The organism is Enterococcus sp. DIV1368b (assembly GCF_050529595.1).
Taxonomy (GTDB): Bacteria; Bacillota; Bacilli; order Lactobacillales; family Enterococcaceae; genus Enterococcus_B; species Enterococcus_B mundtii.
Map to the genome: position 1 here is coordinate 1,546,691 of NZ_CP172883.1, position 19,244 is coordinate 1,565,934.

Here is a 19,244-nt window from a genome sequence, read left to right on the forward strand (position 1 = left end):
AACTTTCTTTTTCAACTTTGTTAACTTTTATACAAAATTAATGTATAATGAGAATAGTTGGAAATAAATGTATAGTAGGAAGTGGATAAATGAAACACGGTAGAAATATAATTTGGACATACATTAAAATAGTATTTGCTTTAACTATTTTAGCTATCAGTATCAACATGTTTTTAGGTCCGCATCATATTGCAGCTGGTGGTGTAAGTGGACTTGGTATTTTACTTGAGTCAGCTTTAGGTTTGAACCGAGCAACAGTTATACTAGTTTTGAATATCATCATGTTGATCTTGGCCTTGATTTTTTTAGGCAAGAAACCTTTCTTTAAAGTATTATTTGGTAGTTTAGTCTTCCCAGCGATCATTGAGATCGTCCCAGAGTATATGATCACGCCTGATCGTCTCTTATCAGTCATTTTCGGTAGTGCGATCTTTGCTTTGGGTGTAGCTATCTTATACAAAAATAATTCATCTAGTGGCGGTACCACGATTCCTCCCCTTATCTTCAAAAAATACTTCAATTTAAGTACTTCCATTGGACTTTTGATGACCGATGCTGTCGTTGTTTCCTTAACCTTATTTGTTTTTGGATTTGATGAATTTCTCTATGCGATTCTGTCGATCGTAATTACATCCATCGTGATGAATTACATTGAAACAGGAACAAATCGTCAAAAATCGATCATGGTTCTAAGCGAGAATCATCTTTTAGAAATCCATACACGTTTAAGTCAGGAGATTGGACGTGGGTTCACGATCCTAGAAGCTAGAGGCGGTTATAGTAATCTATCAAAAGAAGTGTTGTTGATGGTTGTAACTGACCAAGAATTTTCTAAAGTCAAACCGATAATTGAAGAAATCGATCCGAATGCTTTTGTCATCGTCAATAGTGTAGCAGAAGTCATGGGTAGCGGATTTACGTACCATCCAATCGAATGATGTCACAATTAAAATGAACGGCCTATTCCTATAAAAAAGTCTACTCTTGGTTTATGAATAAAAAACAAGAGTAGACTTTTTTTCAAAGCAAGTTAGTTGCTCTACCTAATTAAATTGTGTACAATCTAATTGTATCAAATATAAAAAGAGGAGTGATTTTTAATGAAAAAAATGTATTCAACAAAAATGATCAATACTGGCGGACGTTCTGGGGAAGTACACAGTCCAGATCACTCATTCGAGCTTAACATTGCAGCTCCAGGTAAACGTGTAGAAGATGCAACAAATCCGGAACAATTGTTTGCCGCTGGCTTTAGTGCATGTTTCAATAGCGCATTAGACTTGATCAAAACACAAAAAAATATTGACGGTGCATCAACAATCAGCGCTCAAGTGTCTCTATATGCAGAAAGTGAAATGAGTTTTGTGTTAGGCGTTGAGATCGAAGGTTCAGTTGAAGGTTTATCAATCGAAGAAACACAAGAATTACTAGAAGCTGCACATAAAGTTTGTCCTTATTCAAAAGCAACAGCTGGCAATATTGAAGTTACTTTGACAGCCGTAGAGAACTAGATTTTTTTAGAAAAAACAAGTATGCTATAAAGTAGCACATTAGGAGGTGGTCTATTTGGAGGAGTTATTACTAAAAAATCAATTATGCTTTCCTTTATATGCCACCTCTAAAGAAATTACTCGTTACTATACGCCCTTGTTGAAGCCACTGGATCTTACTTATACGCAGTATCTTGTTTTACTTGTTTTATGGGAGAGAAAACAAATCACCATGAAGGAATTAGGAAAGATCTTGTGTTTGGATTCAGGAACTTTGACTCCCGTAATAAAGAAATTAACTAGTAAGCAGTATATCACTCGTAAAAGAGATGATTCAGATGAACGAGTATCTATCCTATCTCTAACTGAACAAGGACTTTTGTTGCAAGAACAAGCAAAAGACATTCCAGAAAAGATCCTTGATTTTTTACCTTTAGATGAAGAAGAATTATCTATGCTACTTTACTTGACTAAAAAAATGCTTAAAAATTTTAATAAAGAACAACACGCTCGGTAATCACATTACCGAGTTTTTTTCGCTTGATTGACCAGTTTATAAGAAAAGAGAATCATTTTATTAGTAATTTTTCCTTTATCGTCTTAATATAGAATTAAACAAAGGAGGTTATTATAATGTGTACATCTATTACTTACACAACAAACGATCATTATTTTGGACGGAATTTGGATTTAGAGATTTCTTATAATGAACAGGTGACGATCACTCCAAGAAATTTTCCTTTTGTTTATCGGAAAGCACCAAAACAAGAGTCTCACTATGCGATCATCGGTATGGCAGCAGTTGTAGATAACTACCCCCTCTATTATGATGCAACAAATGAAAAAGGTTTGAGTATGGCTGGTTTGAATTTCCCTGGAAATGCCCATTTTTTTGACGAAGATGCCGAAAAGACCAATATCACACCATTTGAATTTATTCCTTGGATATTGAGTCAATGTAAAAACGTGGAAGAAGCTCGTACGTTATTAGCGGATATCAATTTAGTCAACATCAATTTCAGTGAAGAACTACCGTTATCTCCTCTTCATTGGATATTAGCAGATCAAAAAACATCGATTGTTATTGAATCAGTTGCCGAAGGATTAAAAATTTATGATAATCCAATCGGTGTACTAACAAATAATCCAACCTTTGACTATCAATTATTTAATTTGAACAACTATCGGTCAGTCTCACCGACTACCCTTAAAAATCATTTCTCCGATGAACTTGATTTATCGGTCTATTCTCGCGGTATGGGCGGATTAGGTTTACCTGGAGATTTATCATCTGCTTCTCGTTTTGTCAAAGTTGCATTTACAAAATTAAATTCTGTCAAAGCAACGACTGAACAGGAAAGCGTTAGTCAATTCTTCCATATCCTAAAATCGGTCGAACAACAAAAAGGACTATGTGACGTTGGGAATGGTCAATTTGAGTATACGATCTATTCTTCTTGTTGCAATGTGGATAAAGGAATCTATTACTACACGACTTACACAAATAGCCAAATTAATGCAGTCGATATGACGAAAGAAGATTTAGATAGTACAGAATTACTTACCTATCCATTGATTGAAGAAGAACAAGTCCACTATGTTAACTGATTATTAATCATTTTCTACGCAAAAATGCCTTGAAACATTCCGTTTCAAGGCGTTTTTTACCTATTACAATCATTAGTTGATTTTTCTAAAAGTAACCATACTCATTCCTGTGATCAGCAGACCAAACATCCATGTAAAGAAGCGATTGTGCTCGCCCGTTTTAGGTAATTGCTTCGTTGCTTCCTCTGTTGCTGTTGAAGAATTTTTATCATTAGCTGCTTGATTTGAAGAGTGAGCTATTTTTGTCATTGGTAGAATTTCTTTCGCATTTTCAGACGATTTTTTATTTACCAGTACATCTGTCGTACCAACAGATGGAATTGATTGTTTTCGAATTTGAGACAATGGTTTTACTTGCTCAGGTATTGTGATCGTTGGATTGCTGCCTTCAGGGTGGATTTGTGGTTTAATCACTTCTTCACCACCATGTCCACCATTTCCATCTTCCTCGTTATCTCCTTCATAGTTTCCATTGTTCCCCTCTGGTTTATCCGGTTTTGCATCTGGATTCTCATCTGGATTATCCGGTGTCACATCGGGATTTCCATCCGGATTATCTGGCGTCACATCGGGATTTTCATCCGGATTATCTGGCGTCACAACTGGGTTCTCGTCCGGATTATCTGGTGTCACATCAGGATTTCCATCCGGATTATCTGGCGTCACATCGGGATTTTCATCCGGATTATCCGGTGTCTCATCTGGATTTTCATCTGGATTATCCGGTGTCACATTGGGATTTTCATCCGGATTATCTGGCGTCACATCTGGGTTCTCGTCCGGATTGTCCGGTGTCACATCTGGATTTTCATCTGGATTATCCGGTGTCTCGTCTGGGTTTTCATCTGGATTATCCGGTTTAGGATTAGGATCTGGATTAGGATCTGGATTAGGATCTGGATTAGGATCTGGATTAGGATCTGGATTAGGATTTGGATTAGGATCTGGATTAGGATCTGGATTAGGATCTGGCTCAGTCACGCCCCCTGTTCCTCCAGCTTTTTGTTCAACGGTTTGACGTTGACTATATGGTGTCAAATGATGACTGTCCTCAGGTTGACCATCTGCTACTTTTACGGTAAACAAAGCAGGTCTATTGATTGGTTGTGTCAGTGTAATATTAAACGTAAAAGTTGCTAGTTTGTTGTGGAATACAAGTGAAGCTGGATCGTGTTCGATCTTCAAGGCTGGATCAACGTTTTCAAATCGGACAACAGACTGTAAAATCGGTTGGATATCCCCTGAATAAGTCACCAGTGCCTTCACCGTGATCGTCTCTCCTAGTTTAAGTCTCATAATACCAGAGTTTGCTGAAACATGTTCTTCTAAAAATTTGATTTGATTCACATTTGCCCAGACGGAATGAGAAGCTAGTTGAGCAACATCATTGCTAGGTTGTTCATCTGTCTGTGCAGCTTCGACTGGTACAGAAACACTACTCAGTAAAACTGAAGCAAAGAGAAGACTTAAATATTTCATGAGAATTCCTCCTATTTAATATCATTATCATGTTAAACATAAGATAATATAGATTGATACGGAAGATTTACTGTTTTTTTGTTGAAAATAAAGAAATTTTCAGTAAAATTTTCAACCGGAGGAATTTCAATGCAAACACAAGAAGCAATCAAAAAGTTTTTATTAAAGAAGAAAAATGTAACAAAGCTTGAGATTTTTCTTTTTTTAACAGAGCATCAGTTCTTTATCACCACGCACTATCTAGCGGACCATTTTAAGATGTCTGATTCAAATTTTCTTTTATATCTTCATGAAATCGAACAGGACTTCCATGCTTTGGGCATAAATAATCTTGAAGTAGTGAAAAACAAAAAGTTTGTCAAAATTTCTTTGAACGATGCTGACGTTGCGAAGTGTTATTATGAATTATTTGGTAAATATTGTTTTGAATCAACTAATTTTCAAATCATCGCTGCCTTACTTCGACAAAAAGTCAACTCAATGGTCACGATCAGCCAAATGACAAATTACAGTCCTTCATATCTCTATTCTAAAATGAAAGCAATCAACCAATTTTTAGCTTTATATGGAATCTCCTTCAAGTTTTCAAGTAAAGGAAAAAAAATAATCACTGGTAGTGAAGTTCAAATCCAATATTGTTTTCTAGATGTTTATTGGACTATTTTTGCTAATACGTCCCTTCCCTATCACAAGGAAGAGCCAAAAAAAATCGATTACACACTCCATGTCTTCTTCAAGAAAGAGTTATTGGATGGGATGAATGGTGGCGTCTTGGATAAGTTGTATCTTCTCTTAAAACTTTGCCAGGACAATTTTCCTATGACTTCTTTAGAAAATGTTCAAAAAGAATTAAGTCAGTTTAAGTATATTGATCTTTTGATTGAACCTGATGTGGATATTTTAAATCCTGATTTACCGATTTGTCGGGAACAAAGAATCATACTCAATTTATTAGCACGCCTAACGATTTCTCAATTGGATAGTGAAGAGCAAAGTTTGACGCACTATCAAAGACTGTTAGCGATCGATTTTCCTTATTTGATTTATTCCAAGAAATTAGTTGAAGCATTCAGTCAGCGTTTCGCTTTAGAGCTACCTGAAAAACAAAAAAAGTTATATGCACTGTCCTTTACGATCAATAAACTTCACAATACCTTTTTGGATAGCGAACAGCCAAATACGCCTTTACCGACTTTCTTACTTTATAAAGATCAGAAAAACTATGAACACTTAAAAACAGTCGTAGCTGAATTTTATGAGAATTTCCGGCAAGAAAATTGGCATTACTTACCAGATTTTCTAGAAAAAGAAAATATTTCATGGGTAATCGAAGAATTACTCCATTTCTACGACCGTTTCAAAAAGCAACCACCGATCATCATCGGTGTGAATCATACGAAAGACTTTTATATCAGTAAAGATTTAATTGTTAAAATCGAACAAATTTTTTCAAAAGAGGCAATCGTCATCCAACGTTACTATATGGAACAATGCGATATCGTCATTAGTGATTGCCCGCTAAACCAGCTACCTGAGAGTATCAAAAAGATTTATTTGTTAAACGGCATCGTTCGTCCAGATGATTGGAAAAAGATGATTGCTCAGTTAGCTACCTTTATTTTTGAGATCAAACAAGAACGTGACTACGCTGATTTTGATTGATCTTCACAGATACAATTAGTATCATGTAGCATTCTTACTATCTATCCCCTTGTTCACTGAACTTTCATGAGACTTGACACTATAGCTATTCTTTTTGAACAGTTCATTATATAATAATGAAAAAAGGAGCTTCTTTATGACTGAACATCGAATTTTTACTATGCCTTTTTCTTCTGTCTATCCTCTTTATCTAAAAAAAGCAGAACGAAAAAATCGTACAAAAGAGGAAGTTAACCAAATCATTTATTGGTTGACCGGCTATGAACAAACTAAATTAGAAGAACAGATCAAACTGGAAAAGGACTTCAAAACTTTCTTTGCTGAGGCACCGAGATTGAATCCTGACCGAAAATTGATCACTGGCGTCATTTGTGGTGTTAGAGTAGAAAATATTGAAGAGCCATTGATGCAAGAAATTCGTTATTTGGATAAGTTGATCGATGAGTTAGCCAAAGGAAAGAAAATGGAAAAAATCCTTAGAAAATAATGGGATTACTAGTTATTAGTTGGTTTATACATCAATAACCGTTAAAATAAAAAAAAGGAGGTTATAATAATGTATGAACTTATTCGAAGTAATTTTCAAAGACATGCTATTTTACGAGCAGCTATTTATATCATTGCTGGTATCGCCATAGTCATCAACCCAACTGCCGTATTTAATTTTGTCGGCTATCTTATCACAGCTTATTTTGTTTTATTAGGACTGATCAATTTATTTGAAGCCTATAAAAACAAGCAAAAAACAGGTGTTTGGGGATTTGGACTTTTCAGTGCAATTGCTTTTCTGATTTTCGGACTGATCGTGTTCTTATTTGCTTCAGCAATCGTTTCGATCTTGCCAATTCTTTTAGGCTTGATGATTTTAGCAAATGGCGCATTTCAATTGTTCATCAGTTTGAATACAAAATCAAAAGGATGGTCATTATACAGCGTGATTTTGCTGATTGGCGGATTGATTTTACTATTTAATCCATTCCAAAGCTTAATGGTGCTTTTCCAAATCTTTGGCGGTATCTTGATCTTTATGGGGATTTCTGAAATCATCAACTACTTTAAAGTAAGAAATATGTATGTTAATTGATTAGTTATTTAAATTCGAGGTTGGGCTTAATTGCCTGGCCTTTTTTGTTGTACGTTTTCATAAATCCACACAATGGACGATACTACATAAATAACGTTATTTATGTTATCCTGTTTAGGAGGTCATTTGACACGAATAAAATAAATTCTTTTTTGAGAAAGGAAGGATGAAAAGAATGGAATTTATAGGTATTCTCTGTTTGATCTTGCTAGCGACAACCATTGGCTCTCACCTTTCAAGGAGGTTTGGTGTACCTGCGGTGATCGGTCAACTACTCGTTGGCGTCTTGCTTGGTGGTGCCGGCCTGGGATGGGTGCATCCTAATATTCTCGTCCACGATTTTTCAGAAATTGGTGTCATTTTATTGATGTTTTTAGCTGGACTGGAAAGCGATCTTTCTCTTTTGAAAAAATACTTTCGTCCAGGAATGTTCGTTGCTTTATTAGGGATCATACTCCCCGTATTATTTGGTTGGTTGACAGGTGAAATTTTCCAAGTGACTAGGAATGAAGCTATCTTCTTTGGAATCATCCTCGCAGCAACTTCTGTAAGTATCTCTGTTGAGGTATTGAAAGAACTTCATGTAGTCAATACAAAAGAAGGTTCGACTATCTTAGGCGCTTCAGTAGTTGATGACATTCTTGTCGTGTTGGTGCTAAGTTTCAGCTTATCATTTTTGACGGGAGAATCTGGCAGCAGCCTCCCTTTACCGCTTCTTTTATTGGAGCAAGTGATTTACTTTATTTTTATATTTTTATTAGTCAAATGGATTGCCCCATTTTTGATGTCACTAGCTGGAAAAATCTATGCTAACTCTGCGATTATCATTGTTTCCTTGGTTTTATGTCTAGGTATGTCCTACATTGCTGATTTGATTGGACTAAGTTCAGTCATTGGTGCATTTTTTGCAGGGATCGCGGTAAGTCAAACATCGGTCAAAGAAGAAGTGTATCATAATGTCGAGGCATTAGGTTATGCCGTATTTATCCCAGTCTTTTTTGTCAGTGTTGGACTAGAAGTCGATTTCTCTAACTTTGGAGAACAATTGATTTTTATCTTGATCCTAACAACTGTTGCAGTCTTGACTAAACTTGGTGGTGGTTATCTAGGTGCAAAAGTAGCCGGCTTTTCAACGAATAGTGCCTTTATGGTAGGAGCTGGTATGATCTCACGTGGTGAAATGGCGTTGATCATCTTGCAAATTGGACAACAAAGCCAATTGATTGAAGCAAAATATTATTCTCCACTTGTGATCGTGATCTTATTAAGTACCTTGATCTCTCCATTGATTCTTAAATACTTTACTAGAAAAGTGTATCATGGGTGATTCGTTCTCAGATAAATAGAGCCTTTCTATTAGATTTCTCGAATCTAATAGAAAGGCTCTATTTTTGATCAAATAATATGCTCTTTGCTCTCGTTCCATAACTCTTCTGGCGAGTAATAATCATTTTCATTCAGAACAAGAGTGCCATCTGGTTGAATTTCAATAGTCGATCCTACCCAGGTTGTTTGTGAAGCCAATAAACTATTCTTTCTTTTGCCATTTTTCATCGAAAAAGCTTCTGCATGTTCTTTTGCTAAATGTGATTTTAAATATCTCGTTTCCCCATTATCAAATTTAATCTTCAACATGCTTGCAGCCATTTCCGCTTTTACTGCTTTTGGAACATCAGTCATCTTATCTCCTCCTCTTGTTATTTACACTCGTTTCTATAGACTAGTGTATCACTGCAAGAGAGAAAAAACTAATTATTTTGTATCCGATTTCAAACTCTGTATTTATTGGTAAGTTTGATTCAAATACTGCAATAAAGCAGGCGCTCGATTAGTAGCAGAATCGCCTTCTTCTCTGTTTTCTAACATGCTGATCACTAAGTAGCCATTTGTTTCAGGATTGATTGCATACAGGAAACTGTTTTCTTGTCCTTTTTCATCCTGCTTTTCTTTGATTTCAGCTGTTCCTGTTTTTGCGGCAAGCGGAATGCCTAGAGCAGCTAAAGAGTGTGCAGTTCCATTAGGGTCTTGGACGACATCGATTAGATCTGGCAAAATCGTTTGAACACTCGATTCACTAATCACATTTTTCTTATCTTTTGTTTCCTGATCCATGACTAATCGTGGATAAACTAAACTGCCATTATTTGCAAAAACACTATACATCGCAGCTTGTTGGATCGGGTTGATCAACAATTGTCCCTGACCATAGCCAGTATCTGCCAACAGAATCTCCGAATTGAATGAGTCTTCATTTGAGATTTGCGCAGGATCCATTTGGATCGGTAAATCTAGCTCTTCACCGAAAATGAATTGATTCAGTCCTTTTCTAAAGGCTTCTTCCCCCATTTTCAATGTTTCTTGTGCCATATAGATATTATCAGAATAAACTAAAGCATTTTTCAAGTTCACTTGTGGTACATCACTGACACGTGTCACTTGGTAAGAACCCCAAGAGCTATCTTTTTGCCACTTCAATCCATTGATCGTTAATATTTCATCTGGATTCAATGTCCCATTATCTAAGCCGATGGCTGCGGTGATCATTTTAAATGTTGAACCCGGCGCATAACCTGTCGCAAAACGACTGATAAATGGACGATTGGGGTCTTCTTCATATGCTTTGTAATCATCTTGGGAAATACCGTTCGTCATCTTATTTGGGTCGTAACTAGGTGAACTGACAAGGGCCAACAAATCTCCAGTTTTAGGGGCTGTCGCCAAAGTAGAACCTGGTTTTCCATCTAAGCTATCGAATGCCGTTTTTTGCGCATTAGCATCGATCGTCAACTGGATATCCTGTCCATTTTTTACTTCATGTTGGAGCAAGACCGCTTTTTCATTTCCTTCTTCATCTGTGACACTTAATTTCCCGCCGTTCGTACCTCTTAATTCTTTGTCGTAAGCCATTTCTAAGCCTGAACGCCCGATTTTTCCTGTGCTACTCAACTCAGGATTTTTCTCAATGTCTTCTGCGGTGATATCTCCTACGTAGCCAATCAATTGGGCAGCGGCTTCCCCTAGTGGATAATAACGACCGTCAACTTCTTGGATCGTTGCTCCACTTGGAAGTTCTGGTGTTTCTCCTTCAATGATTTTTAAAGGAACAAAGTAATCCGGTTGGACCCAACCTTGAGAAATCGCCTGTTCAATACTAGCTTCAGTCAAATCGAAGGCTTCAGCGATTGCTTTGATATTTGTTGTTTTTTCCTCACCCTCACCTAATTTTGCAGGTACGACACCTAATTGTTTTAATTTTCCGGTCGTGGCTAAGGGCTGTTTATTGCGGTCCAAGATTTCACCGCGAGCCGCTATGTCTGTGCTTAAGCTGACTTTATCTTGCCCTTCCATTTGCGGAAAAATCAAATTTGGTTGCCAATTGATTTTGGTTTGATCTCCTTCTTGCGACAAAGTTCCTTCGTATGCTAAGTCTTTCAATTCACCTAGCGTTGTATTCATTTTAGCTTTATACGTAAATTCATACGTATCATTCTCTTTTTTCGTCACGGATAAGTTTGAGAGTTTGATCCCTCTGATTTCTGCTGCACCATAAATATTTTGATATTTCTCTAAAATATCTTGTTCAGTAAGATCACTACCGTTTTCTACTTGAAGTGATTTTACCGCTTCTTCATAATTTTCCTGATTCAGGGAGTCAATAAATCCTTCAATCGTTTGTTTTCCAGCTTTTACTGCTTGTTGTTCCTGAACGTGTTGATAATAAAAGAAGCCACCACCAGCTGCTGCAAGCAAGACGACGATTCCCGCTCCAGTATAGATGCCAGTCGATTTTTTCTTTTGTCTGTCACTCCTCTTCATGTTTTGAATACCTCTCTTTATTAAAAGTACGAATCAAAGATATTCTAACACATGGAAGGGGAAATAGAATAGCAGCCCAAATGATTCTTAATCAGTACTGTTCTTATATTAACTTTATTTTAATCAAAAATAGTGAGTGTGACATTTGCCCTCTCGCATTTGCAAAAATCGAATAAACGGTGGGGACAGATGTAACTTCATAGGAAATAAGGCACCATCCATAAAAATTTGAGGAACAATTTTCGTGGATGGTGCCTTATTTATTGAGGCTAAACACTTATGCCTCGATCTCTATCAATATAGTCATTTAGTTATTTATCTAAAAACTCGTGTATCGCTTGTTGATTTTTAGTTAAGTCGATTTCCAAGACACTACCAGCTGGTGTATTATCATTGAAGTCCCAACTTTTATCAACGGGCACGGATAGTGTATCGATTTTCTTCTCGTCATTTAGGAAATCTAACCCACAATCTAACAGAACACTTTCCGGTAGATTTGTTTGGATACTACCTAAAAGTTTACCAATCGCCTTAGGTAATTTGATGATCGATGTGACATCTTTCAATTGACTGGCTACCGCTTCAACAACTTGTTGTTGTCTACGGATACGTCCAAAATCACCTTCTTCATCTTCACGAAAACGAGCATATTGTAGCAAGGTATTTCCGTCCATCGTTTGCTTTCCTTTTTTGATAGCTACCCCATCTAAATCTAAATCTTTTTCTGCATCGATCGTTACGCCATCTGGAAATAATTCATCGATACAATCAATAAAATCTTGAAACGTAATACTTGCATAATAAGGGGTCTCCAACTTGAAATTTTCTTGTAAGGTTTGGTTCAATAAGTCGATACCACCATAAGAATAGGCAGCGTTGATCTTATTCATTCCATAACCAGGAATAGAGACGTAAGAATCTCTCATGATAGAAATCAATTTGGCTTGTTTGGTCTTTTGATCATATTGGGCGACCATCAAAGAATCTGAACGGCCATTTTCTTCTTTTGATCGTGCATCAGAACCGATCAATGCCACATTGATGATCGATGGGACATCTTGTGCATTGACTTTCTCAACTGTTGCAGATTGTTTCACTGATGAGAACCCTTGAATAAATTCAAAAGAAAAAAAGCCAATGACCATTGCAAGTACTAACAAGATACTTAATACGATTTTTTGAAATGGTTTCATTCAGTTGACCCTTCCTTTCAAACTCTTCTACTTGAAACGAGTAGCTTTGTCTATTATGATGAGTCAAGTAAAGAGTTTATTCTCTTTCATGTCTTTAGGTCGATTGAGCTGCAACTCGTCGACCTTTTTTGTTTGTCTATCTGGTTTATTTCGTGCAGCATTCTTTGTAGTGATATGAATACCTCTGTTGATAAAATCAAATAGCTTGTTCCAGCGCATCCCCTTTCTTCTCCAGACACAAGTTAGGCAAGGCGAGCAAAAAAGGGAAAGAAAGCATAAGAAAAGGTCAGAAACCTTTTCGAACAAGATTTCTGACCTAGCATCATCTCATCGTCCGAGTTTTAGCACTATACAACGTAAAGAACGTATTCTTAGCTATTGGAAAAAGCCTTAATCCGACAATTCCTGTTTGACCCATTGGCGTCTTTCGACGTTTCTGGGCAATAGCCTATGTTTGTATAGGAGCCTCACCTAACAAGGTTAGTACTTATTTGATTTTCACAAAATTTATCATATTCCTCTTCGCATCGATAATCAATAAAATAAAGAATAAAATAACTAAATTAAACTTTATTTAATAAATATGAGGATATCATTTGATCCATAAATCATTTTTACGTTAGAAAAAACTGCGTTATCGACGTACATTTATTCCGGACGTAACAAGCGAATGATCTCACCTAACTTGCCGTAGTCGTTTCCTGCTAAGCGGCTGATTGGTTGTAACTGTTTCGGATCAATATAGCCTGTTTGTTCATCATAAACAGCTTCACTTATTTGATAAGTAGAAATTTGCAGTAAAAATAAATCAGCGGTCGTTTCTTGTTTTTTTTTGATCGGCACGTGTTGGTATAGTGTCGTTTCAAAGGCAATACTTGCTTCATTGATCCTTGGGACGCTGATAGTATCTGATTCGGAAGTAGTGAAAGAAGTCAACGTCAATTCACTTTCTTCGCTCGATAAGCTAGCAGCTGTCTGATTAGCATCTACCAGAATTCTTTCGTCTAGAACATGGATCACTGCTTCTTTTGTATCGATAAGATGTTTTGCCGTATCTTTCCACTCCCCATTTTTTCTTTGGATAGCTAAAGAAAGAATCGGTGGATTTGAACTAACAATATTGAAGTAACTAAATGGTGCTACATTGGTCACTCCTTGTGAAGATCTTGTTGCAACCACTGCCACCGGACGGGGGATAACTGAACCGATCAATAGTTTATAATTTTCTCTTTCTGTTAAGTCTGAAGGTACTCGTTTGAACATTTCTTTTCCTACTTTCTGGTTGAATGACCATTTCTGATGATAATCATGGTATCGAACAATCTAAAGCATTGTCAACTAAACGTTCTTACTACTATCTTTTTTGATACAAAAACACCCAGTGCAGTTAGATGCACTGAGTGTGAGTTTGATTATTTCAAGCGGAATAATGTCGGCGCTTGATTTGGAGACCATGTTACATCACCAAAGTTAAAATGTGTTACAAGGGTTGTGTATACTCGTCCTTGGAAGCTTACTTCTTCGTTTGCAGTATAAAGTTCCGGTGAAGACATAGAACCTAATCTCCATTCACGGACACCTTCGATTGTTTCATCTTGTTTCGTTGTCACTAATAGAGTGTTACTTGCGTCTGAAACTTCGTCTGTAGTACTGATTGCACGTACCACGTATGAATAGGTTGTACCAGATGCTAAGTTCTCATCTGTGTAACTCGTAGATGGTGTTGAAGCCACTAACTGACCATTACGATAAATATCATATTGTTTGATTCCTTGTGTATGTGTTGAAGCTCCCCACATCAATGATACGCTTGAAGTCGTTTCACCCATTGAATGTAAGTTTTTAGGAGCAGTTGGTTTTTCTTCCGCAGTTGTCGCTCTAGTTGTTACTGAAATCGTTGTTTTGTCAGATGTCAATCCAGTTTGGCTAACTGCTTCGATCTCATAGTTGTAGGTTGTTTCTTCATTTAGTCCTGCATCTTTAAATTCTGGATCATTTGTATTGCCAACTAATTCACCGTCACGGTAAACGTTATATGATACAGTATTTGCTTGTCCATTCCATGCTAATTCTACAGAAGAAGCAGTCACATTTTCAGCACGTACATTTTGAGGAGCTTGAGGTTTCACAGGAATAGCTGAATCACCTTTTACATCCACGTCAATCACGTTATAGAATGCATTAGCTGTGTCCGCTACATCCCAAACAGCTAAAATCACATGGTAACCTAAACGATCACTTGGGACGTTGATTGCGTGTGGTGTCGTTGATGCTGGTGTTCCATTATGGTTGATTGTACCGATCAATTCAAAATCAGAACGTTCCAATTTATCATTTGGGTTCCAGTCAGCTTTCGTCATATAATAATGCCATTTTGTCGTCGCATGTCCGACAGTATAGCGCCATGTAAATAAATTCGCACCTTGGTTGATTCCTTGTTTTGTCCATAAAGTTGAGGTTTGTTGATCAAGATTGAAATCACCAAGCGAACCACCTGCTGATGCAATTTGTCCATCGGCTGGTCCAGCTTGTGGGTATCCTTTTAATGCTTCTAAAGATTGAGGTTCGTTGATAACAGCCCCATATTTTTGAAAAGCAGCAGTCCAGTTTGAATTTCTGTCTAAATGTCCTTGATACCCACGACTGATAGGAGACTGTACATATCCATGTGCAGATGCTTCATTCCCACCAATTGCTAAGCTTGCTCCAAATAAAATACTTGAGCATAAAATGGTTCCTAAAATTTGTTTTTTCATGTTTCCCTCCATAATTAACGATTAATATAGATAACTCCAGATTTTTCAAAAAAATTCTATTATGTATTTGCTTTTGTTATCTTAAATTAAGAATAACAGACAAATATGATTAAATCTAACCGGTTATTACCGCAAGCAAGGTAATAATAAATTACAAAAAAATTGTTAAAAACCGTACAAAATGTTGTATAAACAAGATTTTATGGACGTATTTTAGTAATAGATATTCCAAAAAAATATTACTTGTTTCTATTATTAATTTTTTTATTATAAATTAGCAAAGTTTGAATGATTCAATTTTCGTTATTTCTTATTTGTGAAAAAAACTATAACTCTAGCTATAATAACATCTATCCCCTTCCTCTTTTGCTGGTGTAAGTTCATTCATTTGCGGTATCAATTGCTTCATCATATGATTATACAAAGGGGGGTGTATGTATGAGCACTTGGCTGATCTTACCCTTTGCAGTTTTATTGTTTTCATTAACGGGTTGTGAAGAGCCACAGCCGATGACCGTTCCTGATCAAACGAAAAGGACCACTTCTACTATCGAGCAAACAACCACTGAACAAACCGATCATTTAATTGAAGAAACGGAGGAATCGCTTATGAGTTACCCATCTGGCAGTTTATTAGCCGCAGTTGAAGACAACGATCGAAAGAAAGTTGAGGATATTCTAAAAACAGAGTATTCAATCGATGAACAAAATGACAAAGGTGAGACACCTTTACTGATTGCCACCCATCATGATTTTGTTGAAATCGCCAAACTTCTGATCGATCATGGTGCGTCGATCGACATCCAGGATACGATCCAAGACAGCCCTTACCTTTACGCTGGCGCACAAGGAAAAACAGAGATTCTATCTTATATGTTGGAACATCGTGAACCAAATCAAGCAATTGTCAATCGTTTTGGCGGTAATTCCTTGATTCCAGCAGCTGAAAAAGGCCATTTAGATAATGTGAAACTTCTATTAACCGACGCACGTGTGGACATCGACCATCAAAATAATTATGGTTATACCGCGTTGATTGAAGCAGTTGCTTTACGAGATGGGTCTGAAATCTATCAACAAATCGTTAAAGAACTGTTGAATCATGGCGCAAACAAAACATTACGTGACAATCAAGGAAAAACTGCGGAAGATTATGCTAGAGAACTTGGATATACTAAGATATTGGCACAACTGACTCAATCATAAAATAAATATAAGCACTGAAAAATCTCCCTCAAATGCGATGTGCACACATTCGAGGGAGATTTTCATACTAATATTTTTATTTGCCGATCACGTTGAAATTATGATTCACCTTTGCATCAATCACTTTTTTTCGTTTGAGATAGTCGGCAATCAATTCGGTCATATCGATTGGATATTCTTTTACGATCTTCTCCGCTGAAAACATCTTATAATTCCCACCACCAACTGCCCGATATTGATTGATCACCACTTCTAGTGGTTTATCTAAGGGAATTGGCTCTCCTGCTTTTTCAAAGCGTGTCACACGATGACCTATTGGTTGATTTAAATCAATCGTGTAATTTATACCTTCATACATATCATAGTTATAATATTGAGGCTTGGGCTGGATATACTTTGGGTCAAACGTAATTCCTTCATCGGTTGCCATTAAGTAACCAGCTGTTTGTTCGAGCGCTGCTTTCAGTTCTTGTCCAGTCACACGTACAACAGCCAGAGTATTCGGGTAAATATAATTCGTAAGAATATGACGCATGCTGACAGATTGTGGGAATCCCGTCACTTCATTATTGAATAAGGCTGTACCTGAAATCTCTGCTCCAGTTGCATCCATCTGTATTCGATTGATCAGTTCAATATACGGATGCTCATTGACTCTTGCTGCCATAGGATCAACAATCCGTAGATTGCCCAGCACTTCTCCCACTGGTTGGTCTAGCCACATATCTAATGCTTTAGAAACCGGTTCAATTTGTTTAAGGATTGTAGGATCTGGAGAACCTTCTTTCGTTGGATAAAGTTTACACGAGTGATCCAAGACGACAAACTTGTTGTCTTGTTTTTTGACAGTTAGTTGGATTGCTCCTACAAAAGCCCCACGATACCCTGGCTGGATCACAGGTACCCCATTGACGATTTCAGCAAGCTCACGATGTTGATGCCCTGTGACTAACGCATCGATCCCAGGCACTTCTTGTAACAACCGACTGGCTTCATTTTCACCGGTCAATGCTTCAGTCGGCTCGTTTGTTGTTAAATCTTTTTCAAAACCGCCATGGTATGCGACGACGACTAAGTCTGCTAACTCACGTAATAAAGGCACGTATTTTTTGGCGGTTTCAACAGCCGACATAAAATGAAGATCCTTGATTGTTTCAGGGTTTTCCCAGTTGGGGATATACTGAGTCACGAGTCCCAAAACAGCCACTTTGATCCCTTGTTTCTCAATGATCTGATACGGAGGTAAAACTGATTCCTGTTGATTCTTCCTCAACATATTGGCCACGACTATTGGGAAATCATAGGATTGGATTGCTTCATTCAAATAGGACCAGCCATAATTGAATTCATGATTGCCTAACACACCAACATCATAGTTCATGCCGTTTAGAAGCTTCGTTAACGTCGAGACAGAATACTCCGATTGTTTTGCAACAAAATAACTAAGTGGCGACCCTTGGATAAAGTCACCGTTCTCAATCATGAATACCGGACCGCTTACTGCCTGTCTTAATTCCTTCAGTTTTCCGGCTACTTTCGCCACGCCAAATGGTTGTTCTAAGTCACTGGCATAATTCGTCGGCAGAATGTAACCGTGCATGTCACTTGTTGCAAGGATTGTCACTTCCATTATCTCATCCTCTCAGTCGTTTTTATTGATTCCAAGCGTCTTCTAACTGGGGTACTGAATCTGAGATCAATTGATCTGTATCTTGATTCGTATTAGCTAATATATTTTCCATGATCGTACGCATTTCATTGAACGCATTGTCACTATTCTCCACAACTGGAATCGAGAACAATTCTTTAGTTGCACCCTCTAACTGTCGTGGTACTTTTGTTTCAGATGAATTTTTGTAGTCATCACTTTCTAATACTGATTCGATCGTTGGCATATAGCCAGTCATGGTTGCCCAATACAACTGGTTTTCTGGCTCTGATAAGAATTTCATATATAAAAATGCTGCTGTCCGTTCTTCTGGTGTGGCACTACTGAACATATAAAGATCCGTTCCTTGTTGTAAATTGATTTTTTCAGGACGTGGAGCAACATCATACGTAAATACACCTTCCGTATCTTTCTTTACATAGCCTTCCCCTGCAATCGAACCAATAAACATCGCTACCTTTTGATTGGCAAACGGACCAGATAAATAGTTGTCCGATCCTGCGATCCGGAAGTACCCATCTTTGACACCCTCCGCGTAGTAGTTGATCAATTCTTTGGATTCGTCACTAGTCAAATCTGTCTCTTTGTCAAATTCGACTCCTTTGTTTTCCATACCGATCGTATAATAGTTGTTCAAAGAATCGAATCCGGCTCCTACCACTTCGCCATTCGTTGCTTCATAAATCGTTTTTGATGCTTCTTTTAGTTCATCTAATGTCGTGGGCACAGGGACATCATATTTTTCTAACATATCTTTATTATAAAAGAGCATTTCAGTCGATTTATTAAAAGGAATACCATACTGGACATCATCGATCTTGGCGCCATCCATCAAAGAGGTGCGAATCTCTTCTTGGTCTTGCCATCCAATCGTGTCATTATCGATCAAAGGTTGTAGATCGACGAGCATCTCATCTTGAGCCGCGTTATATAACCAACCAGGATATGCCTGAGTGATTGTTGGAAGATCTCCTGCTGATGGAAGAGTAGCATTGATCTTTGCTTGTAGATCAGAATATTGGGCTTGATTTTGTAATTCGACTTTGATAGTTGGGTTTGCTTTGACAAAATCATCGGTCATTTTTTGTAACGCTGTTTCTTGCGCACCATTCATTGCGTGCCAAAAAGTGATCGTCGTCTCTTCTGTTAGCTCAGTGACGATTTCTTCACTAGATGAAGAGGCATTCGAGCCAGTGTTCCCGCAAGCGCCTAAAGTCATTACAGCTGCTGATGCTACCAAAAACTTACTAATAGTTGTCCATTTCATTTTTCATTTTCCTC

17 protein-coding genes and 1 riboswitch are annotated in these 19,244 nt (G+C 37.4%); of the genes, 9 read left to right on the forward strand and 8 right to left on the reverse strand.

What is annotated here, in order from left to right; all coding sequences use genetic code 11:
- Window positions 1–89: 89 nt before the first annotated feature.
- The 4 genes from IGJ19_RS07155 to bsh all read left to right on the forward strand — a co-directional run bounded on the left by IGJ19_RS07155 (window position 90) and on the right by bsh (window position 3,098).
- Window positions 90–938: a YitT family protein gene (locus IGJ19_RS07155; RefSeq protein WP_023519705.1), complete on the forward strand. Its 849-nt coding sequence runs from the start codon at window positions 90–92 to the stop codon at window positions 936–938.
- Between the two features lie 162 nt (window positions 939–1,100).
- Complete coding sequence (locus IGJ19_RS07160) at window positions 1,101–1,511, forward strand: organic hydroperoxide resistance protein (RefSeq protein WP_010735406.1); 411 nt, start codon at window positions 1,101–1,103, stop codon at window positions 1,509–1,511.
- A 55-nt stretch (window positions 1,512–1,566) separates the two neighbouring features.
- Window positions 1,567–2,007 (forward strand): MarR family winged helix-turn-helix transcriptional regulator, encoded by a 441-nt coding sequence (locus IGJ19_RS07165; protein ID WP_071867090.1) that lies wholly within the window; start codon window positions 1,567–1,569, stop codon window positions 2,005–2,007.
- Between the two features lie 116 nt (window positions 2,008–2,123).
- Complete coding sequence (gene bsh, locus IGJ19_RS07170) at window positions 2,124–3,098, forward strand: choloylglycine hydrolase (RefSeq protein WP_071867091.1); 975 nt, start codon at window positions 2,124–2,126, stop codon at window positions 3,096–3,098.
- Between the two features lie 72 nt (window positions 3,099–3,170).
- Here bsh and IGJ19_RS07175 read toward each other — a convergent pair whose 3' ends face one another.
- A complete protein-coding gene (locus tag IGJ19_RS07175) occupies window positions 3,171–4,577 on the reverse strand; it encodes an LPXTG cell wall anchor domain-containing protein (RefSeq protein ID WP_430604546.1) in 1,407 nt (468 codons plus the stop codon).
- Between the two features lie 129 nt (window positions 4,578–4,706).
- Between IGJ19_RS07175 and IGJ19_RS07180 the strand changes: the two genes are divergently transcribed.
- From IGJ19_RS07180 to IGJ19_RS07195, 4 genes are all read left to right on the forward strand, one after another.
- Window positions 4,707–6,239, forward strand: a complete 1,533-nt coding sequence (locus IGJ19_RS07180) for a helix-turn-helix domain-containing protein (RefSeq protein ID WP_086334699.1) — start codon at window positions 4,707–4,709, stop codon at window positions 6,237–6,239.
- A 136-nt stretch (window positions 6,240–6,375) separates the two neighbouring features.
- Window positions 6,376–6,726, forward strand: a complete 351-nt coding sequence (locus IGJ19_RS07185; RefSeq protein ID WP_071867413.1) for a DUF2200 domain-containing protein — start codon at window positions 6,376–6,378, stop codon at window positions 6,724–6,726.
- Window positions 6,727–6,795: 69 nt separating this feature from the next.
- Window positions 6,796–7,323 (forward strand): DUF308 domain-containing protein, encoded by a 528-nt coding sequence (locus tag IGJ19_RS07190; protein ID WP_074799062.1) that lies wholly within the window; start codon window positions 6,796–6,798, stop codon window positions 7,321–7,323.
- A 175-nt stretch (window positions 7,324–7,498) separates the two neighbouring features.
- Window positions 7,499–8,650: a cation:proton antiporter gene (locus tag IGJ19_RS07195; RefSeq protein ID WP_010735399.1), complete on the forward strand. Its 1,152-nt coding sequence runs from the start codon at window positions 7,499–7,501 to the stop codon at window positions 8,648–8,650.
- Between the two features lie 68 nt (window positions 8,651–8,718).
- Here IGJ19_RS07195 and IGJ19_RS07200 read toward each other — a convergent pair whose 3' ends face one another.
- The 5 genes from IGJ19_RS07200 to IGJ19_RS07220 all read right to left on the reverse strand — a co-directional run bounded on the left by IGJ19_RS07200 (window position 8,719) and on the right by IGJ19_RS07220 (window position 15,088).
- Window positions 8,719–9,003, reverse strand: coding sequence for a hypothetical protein (locus tag IGJ19_RS07200; protein WP_086334700.1), 285 nt, complete (start codon window positions 9,001–9,003; stop codon window positions 8,719–8,721).
- 102 nt (window positions 9,004–9,105) lie between these two features.
- Complete coding sequence (locus IGJ19_RS07205; protein WP_430604547.1) at window positions 9,106–11,139, reverse strand: penicillin-binding transpeptidase domain-containing protein; 2,034 nt, start codon at window positions 11,137–11,139, stop codon at window positions 9,106–9,108.
- Window positions 11,140–11,450: 311 nt separating this feature from the next.
- Entirely contained in the window at window positions 11,451–12,332 is an 882-nt protein-coding gene (locus IGJ19_RS07210; protein ID WP_071867417.1) for an LCP family protein, read from the reverse strand.
- Window positions 12,333–12,651: 319 nt separating this feature from the next.
- Window positions 12,652–12,818, reverse strand: a riboswitch (M-box (ykoK) riboswitch).
- A gap of 162 nt (window positions 12,819–12,980) precedes the next feature.
- Entirely contained in the window at window positions 12,981–13,595 is a 615-nt protein-coding gene (locus IGJ19_RS07215; protein ID WP_272018293.1) for a flavin reductase family protein, read from the reverse strand.
- A gap of 149 nt (window positions 13,596–13,744) precedes the next feature.
- The gene (locus IGJ19_RS07220; RefSeq protein ID WP_071867419.1) at window positions 13,745–15,088 is read right to left on the reverse strand and encodes a lytic polysaccharide monooxygenase; all 1,344 of its coding nucleotides are present in this window, start codon (window positions 15,086–15,088) and stop codon (window positions 13,745–13,747) included.
- A 438-nt stretch (window positions 15,089–15,526) separates the two neighbouring features.
- Here IGJ19_RS07220 and IGJ19_RS07225 point away from each other — a divergent pair, with 438 nt between their 5' ends.
- Window positions 15,527–16,294, forward strand: coding sequence for an ankyrin repeat domain-containing protein (locus IGJ19_RS07225; RefSeq protein WP_430604548.1), 768 nt, complete (start codon window positions 15,527–15,529; stop codon window positions 16,292–16,294).
- A 76-nt stretch (window positions 16,295–16,370) separates the two neighbouring features.
- On the opposite strand, the gene IGJ19_RS07230 is transcribed toward IGJ19_RS07225, so the two are convergent.
- Both IGJ19_RS07230 and IGJ19_RS07235 read right to left on the reverse strand, forming a co-directional pair.
- Window positions 16,371–17,924 carry a bifunctional metallophosphatase/5'-nucleotidase gene (locus IGJ19_RS07230; RefSeq protein WP_430604549.1) on the reverse strand — a complete coding sequence of 518 codons (1,554 nt, stop codon included), beginning with the start codon at window positions 17,922–17,924 and terminating at the stop codon, window positions 16,371–16,373.
- A 22-nt stretch (window positions 17,925–17,946) separates the two neighbouring features.
- Window positions 17,947–19,230: an extracellular solute-binding protein gene (locus IGJ19_RS07235; protein ID WP_086334703.1), complete on the reverse strand. Its 1,284-nt coding sequence runs from the start codon at window positions 19,228–19,230 to the stop codon at window positions 17,947–17,949.
- Window positions 19,231–19,244: the final 14 nt, after the last annotated feature.